Annotated in this window: 18 protein-coding genes and 1 tRNA gene; 12 read left to right on the forward strand and 7 right to left on the reverse strand. The window is 60.2% G+C overall.

Translation table 11 applies throughout. The annotated features are described in order from the left end of the window. Window positions 1-47: 47 nt before the first annotated feature. The 3 genes from sseA (at window position 48) to HGP16_RS06260 (ending at window position 2,064) form a co-directional block, all read left to right on the forward strand. Window positions 48-905, forward strand: coding sequence for a 3-mercaptopyruvate sulfurtransferase (gene sseA, locus HGP16_RS06250; RefSeq protein WP_168839121.1), 858 nt, complete (start codon window positions 48-50; stop codon window positions 903-905). Beyond that, window positions 860-1,474, forward strand: a complete 615-nt coding sequence (locus HGP16_RS06255; protein WP_168839122.1) for a GNAT family N-acetyltransferase — start codon at window positions 860-862, stop codon at window positions 1,472-1,474. The genes sseA and HGP16_RS06255 overlap by 46 nt, the downstream gene beginning before the upstream one ends. An 80-nt stretch (window positions 1,475-1,554) precedes the next feature. Beyond that, window positions 1,555-2,064, forward strand: coding sequence for a DUF1203 domain-containing protein (locus HGP16_RS06260; RefSeq protein WP_168839186.1), 510 nt, complete (start codon window positions 1,555-1,557; stop codon window positions 2,062-2,064). A gap of 6 nt (window positions 2,065-2,070) precedes the next feature. Here the strand turns inward: HGP16_RS06260 and ald are convergent, their stop codons facing one another. After that, entirely contained in the window at window positions 2,071-3,189 is a 1,119-nt protein-coding gene (ald, locus tag HGP16_RS06265; RefSeq protein WP_168839123.1) for an alanine dehydrogenase, read from the reverse strand. A gap of 152 nt (window positions 3,190-3,341) precedes the next feature. Between ald and HGP16_RS06270 the strand changes: the two genes are divergently transcribed. Continuing rightward, window positions 3,342-3,803, forward strand: coding sequence for an Lrp/AsnC family transcriptional regulator (locus HGP16_RS06270; protein WP_120663731.1), 462 nt, complete (start codon window positions 3,342-3,344; stop codon window positions 3,801-3,803). Window positions 3,804-3,809: 6 nt separating this feature from the next. On the opposite strand, the gene HGP16_RS06275 is transcribed toward HGP16_RS06270, so the two are convergent. Beyond that, window positions 3,810-4,613, reverse strand: coding sequence for an endonuclease/exonuclease/phosphatase family protein (locus HGP16_RS06275; protein WP_168839124.1), 804 nt, complete (start codon window positions 4,611-4,613; stop codon window positions 3,810-3,812). A 141-nt stretch (window positions 4,614-4,754) separates the two neighbouring features. Here HGP16_RS06275 and HGP16_RS06280 point away from each other — a divergent pair, with 141 nt between their 5' ends. Together HGP16_RS06280 and HGP16_RS06285 are read left to right on the forward strand one after the other, a co-directional pair. After that, complete coding sequence (locus tag HGP16_RS06280) at window positions 4,755-5,132, forward strand: PilZ domain-containing protein (protein ID WP_246703232.1); 378 nt, start codon at window positions 4,755-4,757, stop codon at window positions 5,130-5,132. 138 nt (window positions 5,133-5,270) lie between these two features. Then, the gene (locus HGP16_RS06285; protein WP_168839125.1) at window positions 5,271-7,259 is read left to right on the forward strand and encodes a bifunctional 2',3'-cyclic-nucleotide 2'-phosphodiesterase/3'-nucleotidase; all 1,989 of its coding nucleotides are present in this window, start codon (window positions 5,271-5,273) and stop codon (window positions 7,257-7,259) included. Between the two features lie 45 nt (window positions 7,260-7,304). On the opposite strand, the gene HGP16_RS06290 is transcribed toward HGP16_RS06285, so the two are convergent. Beyond that, window positions 7,305-8,273: a LysR family transcriptional regulator gene (locus HGP16_RS06290; protein ID WP_168839126.1), complete on the reverse strand. Its 969-nt coding sequence runs from the start codon at window positions 8,271-8,273 to the stop codon at window positions 7,305-7,307. Window positions 8,274-8,410: 137 nt separating this feature from the next. Here HGP16_RS06290 and HGP16_RS06295 point away from each other — a divergent pair, with 137 nt between their 5' ends. Then, complete coding sequence (locus HGP16_RS06295; protein ID WP_168839127.1) at window positions 8,411-9,025, forward strand: FMN-dependent NADH-azoreductase; 615 nt, start codon at window positions 8,411-8,413, stop codon at window positions 9,023-9,025. Window positions 9,026-9,078: 53 nt separating this feature from the next. On the opposite strand, the gene HGP16_RS06300 is transcribed toward HGP16_RS06295, so the two are convergent. Beyond that, on the reverse strand, window positions 9,079-9,660 hold the full coding sequence (locus tag HGP16_RS06300) for a TetR/AcrR family transcriptional regulator (RefSeq protein WP_168839128.1): 582 nt from the start codon (window positions 9,658-9,660) through the stop codon (window positions 9,079-9,081). A gap of 105 nt (window positions 9,661-9,765) precedes the next feature. Between HGP16_RS06300 and HGP16_RS06305 the strand changes: the two genes are divergently transcribed. Next, the gene (locus tag HGP16_RS06305) at window positions 9,766-10,542 is read left to right on the forward strand and encodes an SDR family oxidoreductase (protein WP_168839129.1); all 777 of its coding nucleotides are present in this window, start codon (window positions 9,766-9,768) and stop codon (window positions 10,540-10,542) included. Window positions 10,543-10,656: 114 nt separating this feature from the next. Here the strand turns inward: HGP16_RS06305 and HGP16_RS06310 are convergent, their stop codons facing one another. Then, the gene (locus HGP16_RS06310) at window positions 10,657-10,995 is read right to left on the reverse strand and encodes an HlyU family transcriptional regulator (RefSeq protein WP_168839130.1); all 339 of its coding nucleotides are present in this window, start codon (window positions 10,993-10,995) and stop codon (window positions 10,657-10,659) included. Window positions 10,996-11,032: 37 nt separating this feature from the next. Next, window positions 11,033-12,283 (reverse strand): threonine ammonia-lyase, encoded by a 1,251-nt coding sequence (ilvA, locus tag HGP16_RS06315; protein WP_168839131.1) that lies wholly within the window; start codon window positions 12,281-12,283, stop codon window positions 11,033-11,035. A gap of 352 nt (window positions 12,284-12,635) precedes the next feature. Here ilvA and HGP16_RS06320 point away from each other — a divergent pair. After that, window positions 12,636-12,721: transfer RNA gene (locus HGP16_RS06320), tRNA-Leu, on the forward strand. Between the two features lie 75 nt (window positions 12,722-12,796). Here HGP16_RS06320 and wrbA read toward each other — a convergent pair. Then, complete coding sequence (gene wrbA / locus HGP16_RS06325; protein WP_168839132.1) at window positions 12,797-13,396, reverse strand: NAD(P)H:quinone oxidoreductase type IV; 600 nt, start codon at window positions 13,394-13,396, stop codon at window positions 12,797-12,799. A 239-nt stretch (window positions 13,397-13,635) separates the two neighbouring features. On the opposite strand from wrbA, the gene HGP16_RS06330 reads away from it, so the two are divergent. From HGP16_RS06330 to gpt, 3 genes are all read left to right on the forward strand, one after another. Next, window positions 13,636-14,409 (forward strand): competence/damage-inducible protein A, encoded by a 774-nt coding sequence (locus tag HGP16_RS06330; RefSeq protein WP_168839133.1) that lies wholly within the window; start codon window positions 13,636-13,638, stop codon window positions 14,407-14,409. Between the two features lie 114 nt (window positions 14,410-14,523). Further along, complete coding sequence (locus HGP16_RS06335) at window positions 14,524-15,369, forward strand: universal stress protein (protein WP_168839134.1); 846 nt, start codon at window positions 14,524-14,526, stop codon at window positions 15,367-15,369. A 316-nt stretch (window positions 15,370-15,685) separates the two neighbouring features. Continuing rightward, window positions 15,686-16,183 (forward strand): xanthine phosphoribosyltransferase, encoded by a 498-nt coding sequence (gene gpt, locus HGP16_RS06340; protein ID WP_168839135.1) that lies wholly within the window; start codon window positions 15,686-15,688, stop codon window positions 16,181-16,183. Window positions 16,184-16,190 lie beyond the last annotated feature (7 nt).

Genomic DNA, 16,190 nt, shown 5'->3' on the forward strand with positions numbered 1-16,190 from the left:
TATATCTCGATATCAAGACCAATAAACCATAGCAGGGAGTGATCATCATGGCAGCGGACAAGAGCCGTTTCGTCGTATCCGCCGACTGGCTGCAAGGCGAGCTGGGCACCAAGGACCTGCGCATCCTCGACGCATCCTTCTATCTGCCGGCGCAGAAGCGTGATGCCGATGCTGAATATGCCAGCGGACATATTCCCGGCGCGATCCGCTTCGACCAGGACAAGATATCAGACCATTCGACCAACCTGCCGCATATGGTCCCCTCGCCCGAACTTTTCGCGGCCGAGGTCGGCAAGCTCGGCATCAGCGAGACCGATCGCATCGTCATCTATGACGGTCCCGGCCTGTTTGCCTCGCCGCGCGTCTGGTGGCTGTTCCACATCGTCATGGGTGCGCCGAACGTCTTCGTGCTCGATGGCGGTCTGGATGGCTGGAAGGCCGAAGAGCGGCCGCTGGAGACGGCGCTGCCCGGCTTCGAACCCGCAACCTTCAAACCCAAGTTCAATGGCAGCCGCGTCGTTTCGCTCGACGAGATGCGAGAAATCGTCCACAGCCGTTCGCTGCAGATCGCCGATGCCCGCAGCGCCGGCCGTTTTGCGGCAACAGAGCCTGAGCCGCGCGAAGGAATGCGCTCGGGCCATATGCCGGGAGCGAGAAACCTGCCCTCGGGCGTCTTTGCCACCAACGGCAAGTTCAAGTCGCTGCCGGAACTGCGCGAAACGATCGAGAAGGCCGGCATCGATCTCGAAAAGCCAGTTGTGACGACCTGCGGGTCCGGCATTACCGCCGCCATCATCACGCTGGCGCTCGAATCCCTCGGCCATGGCAACAACAAGCTCTATGACGGCTCCTGGTCGGAATGGGGCAGCCGGACGGATACCCCCATCGTCACCGGTCAAGATTGAGCGTGCTGGCCGTGAAGACACCCTCGTCCATCAAGGTTCATATCACCCGACTGGAAATGACCGCGCCGCCCAAGGCAAGCCTGCCGGTGCCGGTCAACATCCAGACGGCGATCATGCGTTCGCCTACTATTCCGCTGCCCTTCTATCGCTATCTCTATCGCCAGGTGGGTGCCCGCTGGCACTGGGTGGAGCGGCTGCGCCTCTCCGACGAGCAACTGGCCGCTGTTCTTCACGATCAGCGCAACGATATCAGCGTGCTTTACGTCAACGGCGCTCCGGGGGGATTCTTCGAATATTTCCGCCAGGACGAGGAGACGATTGAGCTCAGCCATTTCGGCCTCATCGAAAATGCGCTCGGCCTCGGTATCGGCAAATGGTTCCTGCTGCAGTCGCTCTACGCCATATGGACGCTGAACCCGCAACGCATCGTGACGACGACGAACAATCTCGATCATCCGCGGGCATTGCAGCTCTACCAGATGTTCGGCTTCTCGCCGATCTCGACCGGCGAAGGCATCGTCAGGCCGCTCAGCGACAAGGAACTGCTGGAGCTCGCCAAGAAAAGCTGACTCGTCGACCCAGCAGGAATCGGGTGGTTTCGCATCTCGCTCCAGAGCATAACATGGCAAATCTCGAAAGGAGTGTTGCCATGCTTTCCATCGCCTTTGCAGCCATGCCCACGTCCGACGCCGAAACTCTTTGGAACGGCGGCACCGATGCCTATGGTCACCAGCCGGAGACCATGATCTCAGATGGTCCGGGCCATCCCTGCCGCCACTGCCTGCGCAATATCGATGCCGGTGAAGCGCTGTTCGTCTTTGCCTATCGCCCCTTCCCCGAATTGCAGCCCTACGCGGAAACGGGTCCGATCTTCCTCCACAAGACACCGTGCCGGCGCTACGGAGCGGAAGAAATCCTGCCGCCCGTGCTGACGACCAGCCGGGATTTCATCGTGCGCGGCTATGGAAAGAACGATCGCATCGTCTACGGAACCGGCGCCGTAACGCCGACCGACGATATCGCAACCTATGCGGCTTCGCTGCTGGAACGCCCCGACATCGCCTATGTCCACGTCCGCTCGGCGCGCAACAATTGCTACCAGTGCCGCATCGATAAGGTGGAGGCGCCGGCCTATGCCGATGCCGGCGCCTCCATTTGATTGATATTACGCGACGTTCAGAATGCTCTCGGGCGCAACGGCCTCATAGCCGAGCGCCTCGGCCACCGGCCGGCTGGTGATACGGCCCTTGTGCACATTGAGGCCATTGCGGAGGTGCTTGTCTTCCGCGATGGCGCGCAGGCCGCGATCGGCGAGCGCAAGGCCATGATAGATCGTGGCATTGTTCAAGGCATGGGCCGAGGTGACGGGAACCGCACCCGGCATATTGGCGACGCAATAATGCACGACACCTTCAACCACATAGGTCGGATCGGAATGCGTCGTCGCATGCGAGGTCTCGAAGCAACCGCCCTGGTCGATGGCGACATCGACGATCACCGAGCCATTCTTCATGCCTGACAGCATCTCGCGCGTCACCAGCTTCGGCGCGGCGGCGCCGGGGATCAGCACGGCACCGATGATGAGATCGGCGGAGAAGACTTCTTCTTCCAGCGCCTGGATGCTGGAATAGCGCATGTGGACCCGGCCGTTGAAGATGTCATCGAGCTGCCGCAGGCGCGGCAGCGAGCGATCGAGGATGCTGACATCGGCGCCGAGCCCTGCCGCCATCTTGGCGGCATGCAGGCCGACAACGCCGCCGCCGATAATCGCCACCTTGGCCGGCAGCACGCCCGGCACGCCGCCGAGCAGGATGCCGAGGCCGCCATTGGCCTTCTGCAGGGCCGTTGCGCCCGCCTGGATCGACAGACGACCGGCGACCTCCGACATCGGCGCCAGCAGCGGCAGGCCGCCGCGTTCGTCGGTCACGGTCTCGTAGGCGATGGCCGTTACGCCTGAAGCAAGGAGGCCCTTGGTCTGTTCCGGATCGGGTGCGAGATGCAGATAGGTGTAAAGAAGCTGGCCTTCGCGGAGCTGCGCCCATTCGGAGGGCTGCGGCTCCTTGACCTTTACGATCATGTCGCACTTCTCGAAAATGTCCTTAGCGCTTGCGGCGATCTTAGCTCCGGCGGCCACATAGGCGTGATCGTCGGCGCCGATGCCGGCACCGGCCTTCGTTTCGACCCAGACCTCGTGGCCATGGGCGACATATTCGCGAACCGACGCCGGCGTCAGGCCGACGCGATATTCGTGGTTCTTGATTTCCTTCGGGCAACCAACGCGCATTTCATTCCTCCTCGAATGCTTTTGCGTCTTTCGTTTTCTCCGCTGGAAATCAGACCACCTCCGCCCCGCAATGTCCTTGCAAAGACGATTTGCGCGGCGGTCATTTTTCATGATTTATTGCGCGAACAGGAGTTTTTTCGAAAGTTCTTCGAATGTCTGACCTCGACGCCATAGATCATTCGATTCTACGGATGCTTCAGCAGAATGCACGGATCACCAACGCGGAATTGGCCGAAAAGGTCGGCCTCTCGCCCTCAGCCTGTTCTCGCCGGCTCGATATCCTCGAAAAGAGCGGCGTTATCGACGGCTATCATGCGCATCTGTCGCAAAAGGCGCTTGATTATAAGATGATCGCCTTCGTGCACATCTCGCTGTCAGGCCAGTTCGCCAAAACGCTGTCGGAATTCGAGACGGCGGTAAAACGCTGTCCGAACGTGCTTGCCTGCTATCTCATGTCCGGGGAATACGATTACATAGTGCGCGTTGCCGCGCGGGATCTCGAAGACTACGAACGCATCCACCGCGACTGGCTCTCCGCGCTGCCGCATGTGGTGAAGATCAATTCCAGCTTTGCACTGCGCGAAATCATCGAGCGGCCGAATGTCGGCCTGTGATCTTCGTCAGCGCAGGTCCAGCAGCAATGCGCGGTGATCCGAGACCTCGGGCTCGGCCACGGGATCGAAATGGATCACTTCGACATTCGCAGTCACCAGCATGTAGTCAGCGAAACGGGGTTGCTTGCGATAGTGAGACGTGCGCGTGTCGTCATGTCCTCGTGAAGTAACAAGATCGACAAGGCCCAGGGTACCGAGGATTTCGAAGGTCTCGCTGCCCGGCAGCACGTTGAAATCGCCGCAGACGACCAGCCGGTCGCCGTCGTGTTTCACCTGACGGATCAACTCGACAAGCGCATTGGCCTGATGGCGACGTTCCGGCGTATCGCCCTTGCCTTCCAGATCCCGCAGGCCATGCATATGGGCAATGGTGATGGGATAGCCGCGCTGATAGTCGAAGAGGCGGATGCAATGGGCATTGCGCGAGCGCGGATGCGGTCCGTAACCATCGGCCGAAAATTCACCATGAATGAATCCAGCGGCCTGAGCGACGATCGGATAGCTCCTGCGCACGAAGGTCGCCAGGCCGAATTCAGAGGAAAACCGGCGGTCGCCATCGAAGAGATCGCCTCGCGCCACCGGAAGGAAAAATGCATCGTAAGCCGGCAAAGCAAGTTTGAGTTCGTCGAAGAGTTTGGCCCGCTGCGGGAGTTCGATTCCGTGATCGCGATAGACCAGCCATTCGGATTGCGCGTCGTGCGTGCGGACCACTTCCTGCAGGCACAGGACATCTGCATCGACTTCGGCGAGATAAGGTATAAGCGGCTCATGCAGCCGGCCACCCCATGCATTCAAAGAAACGATGCGCATGTTCTGCCCTCTCGACATTCGTATAGCTGGCCGGGTTCACCACCGATTCCGGTACCGATTCGGGACGTCCGGCTACAATTTTAGCGTTTATCCTAAGCAGCTCTCAATGCTCACCTGATATCCAGGCGGGGAAAAAGATGTATGAGCCGGGATAACATCATGCAGTTCTCTTCGAAATCACCTGTCCAGGGCAATCTGAAAATCAAGACGCGAGGTTCGCCGCGCCATCATGCACGGCTGATGGGCCAAGTCCGCTATTTCACCAAGCTCGTGGCTGGCCGCGTCGTCGATATTTCCACCAGCGGCATTGCTCTCGATCTGCAGTCGCCACTCTATGCGGCCGCAGGCAGCAAGGTTCGCGTCGAATGCGACGATATCGGCCTCCTGGATGGTTTCGTGCGCTGGGCTCATAACGGCCGCATCGGCATCGAGTTCGATCGCTCGTCCAACGCGTCGGCGAAAGTCGCGTCCTACTTCCGCTTTTTCCACAAGGACATAAAGCCGGTTCTCAAGCGCTGATCGAATACCGGTGCAAGCCGGCTACGATCCACAATAAGCCTGTCACATTCCTGGTGCACACCTTCGAAAATCGTCCTAATCTCCCTCGCCCGAGAGATGATCGACGGACTTATAGCCCCATCGTTGAAGGAGTGTCTTATGTCTTCCATTCTGGATTTGCCCAGCATGTCGCGCCGTTCCCTGCTGCAAGGCCTGAGTGCTGCGGCAGCGCTGATCGTGCTGCATCCTTTCGCCGCCCGCGCCGCCGGCAACCAGGCGCATCTGCGCCTCATGGAAACGACCGACATTCACGTCAACGTCTTCCCCTATGACTATTATGCCGACAAGCCGAACGACACGATGGGCCTGACTCGTACCGCGACGATCATCGACAATATTCGCGCCGAAGCCACCAACTCGCTCCTCATCGACAATGGCGACGTGCTGCAGGGCAATCCGATGGGCGATTACATGGCCTATCAGCACGGCATGAAGGATGGCGACGTCCATCCGGTCATCAAGGCGATGAACACGCTCGGCTATTCCGTGGGCACGCTCGGCAACCACGAATTCAACTATGGCCTCGACTTCATGTTCAAGGTGCTAGCCGGCGCGAACTTCCCGTTCGTCTGCGCCAACCTGACCAAGGGGCAGCTTGCCGCCGACCCGACGAAGGACGACCTGTTCTTCAAGCCCTATCTGATCCTCGAAAGGAAGATCAAGGACGGCGCCGGCAATGAAAGCCCGATCAAGATCGGCTTCATCGGCTTCGTGCCGCCGCAGATCATGCTCTGGGACATCAAGAACCTCGAAGGCAAGGCGCAGACGCGCGATATCGTCGAAGCCGCCAAGGCCTGGGTCCCGGTCATGAAGGCCGAAGGCGCCGACATCGTCATCGCCCTCTCCCATTCCGGCATCGACGGCAGCGGGCCGAGCGAGAAGATGGAAAACGCTTCGCTCTATGTCGCGGCGGTCGATGGCATCAACGCCGTCTTCACCGGCCACCAGCATCTTGTCTTCCCTGGCCCGAAGACCTGGGACAGCATCAAGGACGCCGATCCGGTCAAGGGAACGCTGCATGGCAAGCCCGCCGTCATGGCCGGCTTCTGGGGCTCGCATCTCGGCCTCATCGACTTGCTTCTGGAGAAGGACGGCAAGAGCTGGAAGATCGTGGATTTCACCTCCGAAGCGCGGCCGATCTACCACCGCGACGACAAGAAGAAGGTCATCGCCGACGTCGCCGACAAGAAGGAAGTGGTGGAAGCGGCAAAGGCCGAGCATGAGGCGACGCTGACCTATGTCCGCACGCCCGTCGGCAAGACCTCCGCGCCGCTCTATTCCTATTTCGCGCTGGTGGCCGACGATCCGTCGGTGCAGATCGTCAGCCAGGCGCAGGTCTGGTACATCAAGAATATGCTGAAGGAAACGCAGTATAAGGACCTGCCGGTTCTTTCCGCGGCAGCCCCCTTCAAGTGCGGCGGACGCAACGGCGCCGACTATTATACGGACGTTCCCGCCGGCAATATCGCCATTAAGAACGTCGCCGACCTCTACCTCTATCCCAATACCGTGCAGGCCGTCGTCATCAACGGCGCACAGGTCAAGAACTGGCTGGAAATGTCGGCGGCCATGTTCAACCAGGTCAAGCTGGGCGCCAAGGATGCGGATCTCATCAACAACAGCTTCCCGTCCTACAACTTCGACGTCATCGACGGCGTCACCTATCAGATCGACCTTTCGCAGCCGCGCCGCTTCGGCGATGACGGCAAGGTTCTGAATGCCGATGCCAACCGCATCCAGAACCTGCAATTCGACGGCAAGCCGATCGACGTCGCGCAGAAGTTCCTGGTCGTGACCAACAACTACCGCGCCGGCGGCGGCGGCAATTTCCCTGAGATCGCCGCGGACAAGGTCGTCTATCAGGCGCCGGACACCAACCGCGACGTCATCGTGCGCTATGTCCATGATCAGGGCACGATCAATCCGACCGCCGACGGCAACTGGACCTTCACGCCGCTGTCCGGCGCGACGGCGACGTTCCAGAGCTCCCCGAAGGCCAAGGATTTCCTCGACCAGGTCAAGAGCGTGAAGATCGAAGACGCCGGCGAAGGTGCGGACGGCTTCCGCAACTACCGGCTGGTTCTGTAATCCCGACAGCTGCTGGCCTCTCCCCGTTACAGGGAGAGGCCTTTTTCACTCGGCAGCCAATCGCTTGTCGCCGGGATGGAACATTTCGACCGCCGCCTTGAAGTCTTCCTGATTGGGGCATCGCGACAGGCGATCGCGGAAAGCCTCGATCAGCCAGGCGGCCGCAGGACCCGGAGGATTATCAACCTTGCGGATGGCATAGAGCGGATATTCGCTCTGGTCATAGGCATCAAGCGCCAACGGCACGAGCCTGCCCTTCTGCAGATCCTCCATGATGAACGAGGCCGGCAGGCCGCCCCAGCCAAGACCACCGCGGATCAGCTGATGCTTGGTGGCGATATCGCTGAGGTGCCAGATCTTGTAGGACAGGACGTTGAAATCCTTGCCGTTGGTGAGGTTTGACGCGTCGGTGACGACCAGTTGCACTTCTTCGCGCACATCGGCAAGCGTCAGCGGTCGTCCCAGCAGAGCAAGCGGATGCGTCGGGGCGGCAACCGGCATCATGAAGGAATGTCCGACGCGCTCGATGACCAGGGCATCATCCTGCTTCAACACCGAGCCGCCAATACCGATCGTCGATCTGCCGCCGGTGACGAGCTCCAGCATCGAACCAAGTTCGCCGGTATCGAGCCGCAAGGAAACGTACGGGAAGCGATCCCGAAATTCCCGCAGCACGTCGACGGTGGCATGCACCGGCACCATGACGCTGATGGCAACGGCCACCTCCGCCTCAAGCCCGCTCTTCAGGCCCTTCACTCTCGCACGCATCACCTGGAGATCGGAAAGAATGCGGCGGGCATCCTCCAGCATCACCCTGCCCGCATCCGTCAATTTCGGCTGGCGCGAACCGGACCGTTCGAACAGCGGCATTTCGAGCTGGGCCTCCAGATTGGCAATCGTGTAGCTGATCACCGATTGAGCGCGATTGAGCGCGCGCGAGGCGGCGGAGAAACTGCCTGATTCAGCGACGGTCAGAAAGACCTGCAATTGGTCAAGGGTGGGATTGGGGAGCATCTGCCATCCATTCTATCGATAATTCCGATCCATATTATCACAGTTTTTCTCGATAGCACTGACGACTTATTTATGGAGGCGAACGTGATCGGACTCTCCCAGCCGATTTTCGCAACCTATTGAAAAGGAAAACGGATATGTCGTCCATTCTGCTTCTGACTTCGAGCCCGCGTCCGGACTCGCTCTCCACGAAGATCGCAACCGAGCTTGCCGAGAAGATTAAGACCAACAATCCCGGCAAGACCCTCGTTCACCGCGACCTCGCTGCAGACAACCTGCCGCACATCGACGGCCCCTTCACCGCTGCCATCCGCACGCCGGCCGACGCCCGTACGCCCGAGCAGCAGGAACTGGTCAAGGTTTCCGACGCGCTCGTCGACGAGCTGCTCGCAGCCGACACGCTGGTCATCGGCACCGGCCTCATCAACTTCAACATCTACTCTTCGCTGAAGACCTGGATCGACAACATTGCCCGCGCCGGCCGCACCTTCACCTATACGGAAACCGGCCCGAAGGGTCTCGCTACCGGCAAGAAGGCCTATATCGTACTCGCCTCCGGCGGCGTCTATTCGGAAGGCCCGGCTGCTCCGCTGAACCATGCCGTTCCCTACCTGAAGTCGGTTCTCGCCTTCATCGGCATCACCGATGTCGAGACCGTTTACATCGAGGGCGTTGCCTTCGGTCCGGAAGCTGCCGAGAAGGCAATCGGCGCCGCCCAGGTCCGCGCTTCCGAGCTGGCCCTCGCCGCTTAATTGACTGCGATATTCAGATACTGACAGGCGGCCGGCTTCAATCGGCCGCTTTGCTATTCTGCTCGCGGCAGCTCCTTGACGAATTGCTTGACGGTTTCCAGGATTTCATCGGAAAGAGCCTCGTCGCTCGCCACGCGCGCAAGGCCGAGCGCACCGGTCATCAGGCATGAGGCGATGATCGCCTTTCGCCTTGCTTCGGCGGTTCCCAGCCGCGGCATGCGCGCCGTCATGGCGTCGAAATTCCTTCGCAGGCCATCCGTCGCAACAGAGCGGACCGCATCGCTGCCGCGCGCCATATCCGCCGTCAGCGCCGCATAGGCGCAGCCCTCGCCGCAATGATCCCGGTGGCGTTCGCTGAGATAAGCATCGACGTACTCGTCGAGCGAGATGCTTTCGGGATCGATCCCCTTGTCCTCCTGCTGCCGCCGCCATGATCCGATCGCCGATTCCATGGCTTCCGCCACGAGTTCGTCGCGCGAGGCGAAATGCTTGTAGAAGCCGCCGACGGTGAGACCCGCCTCCTTCATCAGGTCGGCAACACCGATCCCTTCCAATCCCTCCTCGCGCAGACGCTTGGCGGCGAGCGTCACGATGCGTTCGTGCGTCTTCTGCTTTTCCAATTGTGAGCGGCCCATCGAAAATCCTTTCGTGCCCGGCTTGACAAAATGGATTACGATCATAATCCTTATAGATGACGATCATAATCCAGATCGCGACAAAAGCCAACAGGAGCTACGAACATGCGTCTCAAGAACAAGGTTGCCGTCATCACCGGCGGAAACAGCGGTATCGGGTTGGCCACCGCCCGCCTCTTCCTCGCCGAAGGCGCCAAGGTCGCCATAACAGGCCGCAACGCCAAGACATTGGCGGCGGCAGCGGAACAACTCGGCGGCGGCGTGCTGGCATTGCAGGCCGACACGACCGACATCCCCGCCATGGAGAGGGCGTTTGCCGAGGCTGCGGAGAAGCTTGGAAAATTCGATGCGGTCTTTGCCAATGCCGGCATTGCCGGCGATACCCCGCTCGGCAACACTACGCTCGAGCAGTTCGAAACCATCGTCCGCATCAATTTCACCGGCGTTTTCTTCACCGTGCAAGCCGCCCTGCCATATCTGAACGATGGCGGCTCCGTGATCCTGAATGGCTCCGTGCATGCCGTCCTCGGCATTCCCGGCGCCTCGGCCTATGCCGGCACGAAGGGCGCCGTCCGCGCCATGACCCGCAATCTTGCCTCCGAGCTTGCGCCCCGCGGCATCCGCGTCAACCAGGTTACGCCGGGCGCCACCAAGACGCCGATCTGGGAGCCCCGCGCTGCCACGCCGGAGGCCCTGGATGCGTTGCAGGCCCGCTTTGGCGGCCTGAGCGCGCTCGGCCGCATGAGCGAAGCCGATGAAATCGCCAAGGCCGCGCTCTACTTCGCCTCCGACGATTCCGCCAATGTCACGGCGATCGAAATCACGGTCGACGGAGGCGCCGTCAACGCCCCCGCCGGCGCGAAGATGTTCCGCACGGCTTGAGCCGTAGCGAAAGTCCGACCAGCTATCGATTCAGTGAGTGTTATGGGCCGCCTAAGCAGATGTGGGATGCGGCCCCCGCACCAGCAGGCGCATATTAAGGAAATCCGCCTGGTATCACACCTGGCGGACCTTTTCGCCGTCGCCGAAGAGACCTGGGCCGTTCTGATCGATGATCTGCTGGCCCTTGCGGAAGGTCGATTCCACGGCATCATCCGACGAGGTGAAAACATCGGCGCGAATGAAATTGCGCACCAGGATCTCGCCGTTCACATCCTTCTCGATCCGGCCCATGAGGCGGAACTGATTACCCTCGCGCTGCGGTGTCGCATAGATCGTGCAACCGCCATGCATCTGCGGCTCGGCGCTGACAGCCGGAGCGGCAGACTTTTCGGTGCCCGCCTGCGATGCGCCACCGGTGAAGATCGAAAGGATATTTGAAAACAACGAAGCCATGGATCGCCTTTAGCATGAAGGTTGCGGGCTCGCAAAGTCAAATGATCAGGTTTGCCAGGATGTCGTTTTCGGTGATGTCCTCGTAGCCCATGCCGGAACTTTCGAAATTGGCGATAAGCTGCTTGAAATTATCGGGATTCTTCGTCTCGATGCCAATCAGAATGGAGCCGAAATTGCGGGCGCTTTTCTTCAGATATTCGAAGCGGGCGATATCGTCTTCCGGCCCGAGCATGTTGAGGAAATCGCGAAGCGCGCCGGGGCGCTGCGCCAGGCGCAGGATGAAGTATTTCTTCAGTCCGGCATAGCGCATGGCGCGCTCCTTGACGTCGGGCAGGCGCTCGAAATCGAAATTGCCGCCGGAGACGACTGCAACGATGGTTTTGCCGCGGATGCTGTCGCGATCGAGCTTTTCCAACGCCGTGATCGCCAGAGCGCCGGCCGGCTCCAGCACGACGCCCTCGACATTCAGCATATCGGTGATGGTGACGCAGATGGCGTTTTCGTCGATGAGCTTGACCTGTTCTGCGGCAAAACCCTTCAGGGCGGCGAAGTTCAGCTCGCCGACACGGCCGACGGCAGCACCGTCGACGAAATTATCGACCTTGGCAAGCGTCACCACCTGCCCCGCCTCGATGCTGCGGCGAAGGCTCGGCGCTCCCGCCGGCTCGGCAAAGGTGAAGGCGTCACGGGCAAGCGTGTCGGCAAAATAGCCGGTGATCCCGGCCGCAAGACCGCCGCCGCCGACTGGAAGAAGTATATGATCGGCGACAACGCCGTCAGGCAGTTGCTCGGCGATCTCGGCAGCGACGGTTGCCTGCCCTTCGATGATATCGGCATGATCGAAAGGCGGTACCATGACGCCGTCGATGCTTTCGACATGATCGCGCGCGGCCTGATAGCATTGGTCGAAGAAATCGCCGAAGAGCTTGATGGTGATGAACTCGCCGCCGAATATGCGGGTCTTGTCGATCTTCTGCTGCGGCGTCGTCACGGGCATGTAGACGACGCCCGGCACGCCGAAATGCCGGCAGACGAAGGCGAAGCCCTGGGCGTGATTGCCGGCGGAGGCGCAGACGAAGGTCTTTTCCGTACCGCCTTTAGCAATCACCTTGCGGAGGAAATTGAAGGCGCCACGAATCTTGTAGGAACGCACCGGCGTCAGATCCTCGCGCTTCAGCCAGATATCGGCGCCGTAGCGGGCCGAAAGATGCTCATTCAACTGCAGCGGCGTTGCGGGGAAAAGGCCACGCATGGCCTCTGTGGCTTCGAGAACAGTCTGCTTGTCCACGGTCTATCCGTCCTTCTTCAATCCACGCCCGCTATGACACAGGAAAGATGAGTAAAGAAAGCCTGTTTAGCGCGGTTTTGGGCCTGCCGGAACGATATTCTTCCCAATGATGCCGTCCGCCGCCTCATCCCCTAATTCTGCGAATTGACAGTGCGGCTTTGCCTGTCTCCAATACGTGACAGCCATCATGACGATGGTTAGAGGCCCGCCCAAAACCGATCCGTCGGCTCCGGCGGGCTTCGCCTGTTTTGCACAGCATTCTCAACGGCTATTTCGGCGCTGATACAACTTGGTCCGTCTCGAAAAACATTTCCTTGACTGAATCGCTCAAGTGCTTGAAGGGGAAAGGCGCGCGGACGTGGCGAAACTGGTAGACGCAAGGGACTTAAAATCCCTCGGCCTTTGGCTGTACGGGTTCGACCCCCGTCGTCCGCACCAAAGACCAATCCAGTAGCCCAAACGGAAAAGGCGCAGCTTTCGCCGCGCCTCTTTCGATAATATGCAAAGCTGAGATCAAGCCGCGATCTTGGCCGCGATCTTGGCGACGTGGGCGCCCTGGTACTTTGCGGCTTCCAGCTCAATTTCGGAAGGCTGGCGCGAGCCGTCGCCGTTGGTGATGGTGGAAGCGCCGTAGGGCGAGCCGCCCTTGACTTCCTCGGTGCCCATCTGGCCCTGGAAGGCATAGGGAAGTCCGGCGACAACCATGCCCTGATGCAGAAAGGTCGGGATGAAGCCGAGGATGGTCGATTCCTGGCCGCCGTGCTGCGTGGCGGACGAAGTGAAGACCGAGCCGACCTTGCCGACGAGCTTGCCGTCGAACCAGAGGCCGCCGGTCTGATCCCAGAAATTGCGCATCTGCGAGGCGACCGTTCCGAAGCGGGTGCCGGCGCCAACAATGATGGCGTCATAGTCAGCCAGTTCGTCCGGCGTTGCAACCGGGGCTTCCTGGTCGAGCTTGAAGTGGGAGGCCTTGGCAACCTCTTCCGGCACGAGTTCGGGTACGCGCTTGACGGTGACTTCCGCACCGGTGGACTTTGCGCCTTCCGCCACGGCATAGGCCATCTTCTCGATATGACCGTAGGAGGAATAATAAAGAACCAGAACCTTAGCCATGAACGTCTCCCGTTTGTTGGACGCGTTGATTGTTGCGGGATGTTGTATCAGCGATGCGACAGCAGCGCAGCCCCCATGCCCGGAACGCACTGTTCATCCCTTATAGACGAAAATTCATTTGCATTGCCTTCCGATGATTGCCGACGATGCGAAATCGACCGTTTGCATTCGCGGAAAACGGCGCTACCTATTTCGGACTTTTTGCGAACGCGCCGATGCGCATTTTCACGGATCTCCTCATGTCAAACGATACCATTGTCACAGCGGCCATGCTGGCCATCGGCGACGAACTGCTCTCCGGCCGGACAAAGGATAAGAATATCGGCCATCTCGCCGATGTGCTGCTGCTGGCCGGCATCGACCTGAAGGAAGTCCGCATCGTTGCCGATGAAGAGGATGCCATCGTATCGGCGCTGAATGCCCTGCGCGGCCAGTATGATTATGTCTTCACGTCAGGTGGCATCGGCCCAACCCATGACGACATCACCGCCGATGCCATCGCCAAGGCCTTCGGCGTGCCCTGCGAGCACGACGGCGAAGCCATGCGGATCATGGGCGAAATGTATGCGCGGCGCGAGATGGAATTCACCGAGGCGCGCCAGCGCATGGCCCGTATGCCTGTGGGGTCGAAGCATATCGCCAATCCGGTCTCGACCGCTCCCGGCTTCAACATCGGCAACGTCTACGTCATGGCGGGTGTGCCGCAGGTTTTCCAGGCGATGCTCGATAATGTCATACCGACGCTCAAGACCGGGGCGCGTGTTTTGTCGACCGCCATTTCCTGCCCTTACGGCGAGGGCGAGATCGGCACGCCGCTCGGGCTTATCCAGAAGGCACATCCGGATACCAGTATCGGCTCCTATCCGCGCTATGTCGGCCAATTCTTCTCGACCGAAATCGTCGTGAGGGGCCGCTCCGCCGAACTGGTTGAAAATGTCGCGGCCGAAGTACGCGCGATGATCGAAACCATCAGACAGTCGAAAGCCAAGGAAAATCAGTCGGCTGAGGCATGACACTCAACGAATAAGTGCGTCCGCTGGGGAACCAGAGGTGATCAAAGCGCATTAATTTATCGCGGAATAGAGATATAATGCGCAGATTCAACCCTCCGCATGGGAGATCACGTCATGGCGTACAAGACCATATTGACCGTTCTCGACAATCCCGGCAACACGCGCATCGCCGCCGATTTTGTGGCAGCGCTGGCGAAGGAGCACGACGCTTACGTGGTCGGCCTTCATGCGGAAATCGTCTCGACCGTACCGCTGGTGGCGCCGATGGAAATCCCGGACCCTGTCGCCGTGCAGGCTCTCCAGGATGTCGCCCATAATCAGGCGGTCGAAATCGAGCGGCTGTTCCGCACGAAGATGGAACGCGCCGGCCTCGACTACGAATGGCACAGCTTTGCCAGCACGATCGGCTATGGCACCGAACCGCTGATCGAAAGCGCCCGCAGCGCCGATCTGCTGGTTGCCGTGCAGCCGGACCTATCCAAATATGGCGACTCTCAGGTCGATGTCGAAACCTTCCTGTTCGACAGCGGCCGCCCGGTGCTTCTGATTCCCTATATATTGACCGTTCCGAAACCGATCCGCCGCGTGCTGATCGCCTGGAACGGATCCAAGGAAGCGGCGCGCGCCACCTTCGATGCCCTGCCTTTCCTGAAGGCCGCGGATTCGGTCGAGATCCTCTCGGTCAGCACGTCCGAGAAGGAAACCCGCCCATCGCGGGAAACCGGCGTTCGCATCGCGGCGGCACTGACGCGCCATGGCGTTCGCGCCAAGTTCGAAACGGCGGCCTGCACCGGCAAGTTGACGCCGTCGCAGGTCATCGAAAACCGCCTGGCGGATGACAGCATCGATCTGCTGGTCATGGGCGCCTATACGCATTCCTGGCTATGGCAGATGATCTTCGGCGGCACGACGCGTACCCTGCTGCAATCGATGACGGCGATGACGCTTCTGGCCCGCTGAGCCGCGAAAGCTCGAATCAAACGGTTTCCGGTATAGATGGGCACCGATTGCCCGCTTTGCGACTATTGCCTTTTGCCGGCAAATCCAGCAGAAAGCAGCGACCGATGACAGAATTCCCGCCAGGGAACCGTTCGCGCGGTCGACGGAGCATGGTCCCGAAAAAGCATATGGCTTTTTTCCCGATGAGATCCTGTTCAAGCAGATAGCAAGCGAATCGCGTTCCGGATTTGGTTCATGGTCCGCGCCCGCCGCGGGGTCTGCTCAGGGTCGCCGGCGGTGCCGGCGCGTTATTATTCCATGCCCCGGAGCTTCTGCCATGTCCCTGCCCGATAAAGCCTTTCCCGTATCCTGGGATCAGTTCCACCGCGATGCGCGCGCGCTTGCCTGGCGGCTTGCCGGCCTCAACCGCGATTTCAAGGCAATCGTCTGTATCACCCGCGGCGGCCTCGTGCCGGCCGCCATCATCTCGCGCGAGCTCAATATCCGCCTGATCGAGACGGTCTGCGTCGCCTCCTATCACGACTATTCCAGCCAGGGCGAAATGACCCTGCTGAAAGGCATCGCGCCGGAATTGATGGTCGACGGCGGCGAAGGCGTCCTTGTCATCGACGACCTGACCGATACCGGCAAGACTGCCGTCGAAGTCCGCAACCTGCTGCCGAAGGCGCATTTCGCCTGCGTCTATGCCAAGCCGAAGGGTGTGCCGACCATCGACACCTTCATCACCGAAGTCAGCCAGGACACCTGGATCTACTTCCCCTGGGACATGGGCTTCACCTATCAGGAGCCGATCGCCAAGGGTCCCCGCGGTTAAGCCTGCT

Origin of the sequence: Rhizobium sp. P40RR-XXII, from assembly GCF_012641405.1 — a bacterium.
GTDB lineage: Bacteria > Pseudomonadota > Alphaproteobacteria > Rhizobiales > Rhizobiaceae > Rhizobium.

Excerpts from the sequence above, each read along its gene's own strand:
- sseA (WP_168839121.1), top strand. The coding sequence starts at position 48 with ATGGCAGCGGACAAGAGCCGTTTCGTCGTATCCGCCGACTGGCTGCAA.
- HGP16_RS06255 (WP_168839122.1), top strand. The coding sequence starts at position 860 with ATGGGGCAGCCGGACGGATACCCCCATCGTCACCGGTCAAGATTGAGC.
- HGP16_RS06260 (WP_168839186.1), top strand. The coding sequence starts at position 1,555 with ATGCTTTCCATCGCCTTTGCAGCCATGCCCACGTCCGACGCCGAAACT.
- ald (WP_168839123.1), bottom strand. The coding sequence starts at position 3,189 with ATGCGCGTTGGTTGCCCGAAGGAAATCAAGAACCACGAATATCGCGTC.
- HGP16_RS06270 (WP_120663731.1), top strand. The coding sequence starts at position 3,342 with ATGTCTGACCTCGACGCCATAGATCATTCGATTCTACGGATGCTTCAG.
- HGP16_RS06275 (WP_168839124.1), bottom strand. The coding sequence starts at position 4,613 with ATGCGCATCGTTTCTTTGAATGCATGGGGTGGCCGGCTGCATGAGCCG.
- HGP16_RS06280 (WP_246703232.1), top strand. The coding sequence starts at position 4,755 with ATGAGCCGGGATAACATCATGCAGTTCTCTTCGAAATCACCTGTCCAG.
- HGP16_RS06285 (WP_168839125.1), top strand. The coding sequence starts at position 5,271 with ATGTCTTCCATTCTGGATTTGCCCAGCATGTCGCGCCGTTCCCTGCTG.
- HGP16_RS06290 (WP_168839126.1), bottom strand. The coding sequence starts at position 8,273 with ATGCTCCCCAATCCCACCCTTGACCAATTGCAGGTCTTTCTGACCGTC.
- HGP16_RS06295 (WP_168839127.1), top strand. The coding sequence starts at position 8,411 with ATGTCGTCCATTCTGCTTCTGACTTCGAGCCCGCGTCCGGACTCGCTC.
- HGP16_RS06300 (WP_168839128.1), bottom strand. The coding sequence starts at position 9,660 with ATGGGCCGCTCACAATTGGAAAAGCAGAAGACGCACGAACGCATCGTG.
- HGP16_RS06305 (WP_168839129.1), top strand. The coding sequence starts at position 9,766 with ATGCGTCTCAAGAACAAGGTTGCCGTCATCACCGGCGGAAACAGCGGT.
- HGP16_RS06310 (WP_168839130.1), bottom strand. The coding sequence starts at position 10,995 with ATGGCTTCGTTGTTTTCAAATATCCTTTCGATCTTCACCGGTGGCGCA.
- wrbA (WP_168839132.1), bottom strand. The coding sequence starts at position 13,396 with ATGGCTAAGGTTCTGGTTCTTTATTATTCCTCCTACGGTCATATCGAG.
- HGP16_RS06330 (WP_168839133.1), top strand. The coding sequence starts at position 13,636 with ATGTCAAACGATACCATTGTCACAGCGGCCATGCTGGCCATCGGCGAC.
- HGP16_RS06335 (WP_168839134.1), top strand. The coding sequence starts at position 14,524 with ATGGCGTACAAGACCATATTGACCGTTCTCGACAATCCCGGCAACACG.
- gpt (WP_168839135.1), top strand. The coding sequence starts at position 15,686 with ATGTCCCTGCCCGATAAAGCCTTTCCCGTATCCTGGGATCAGTTCCAC.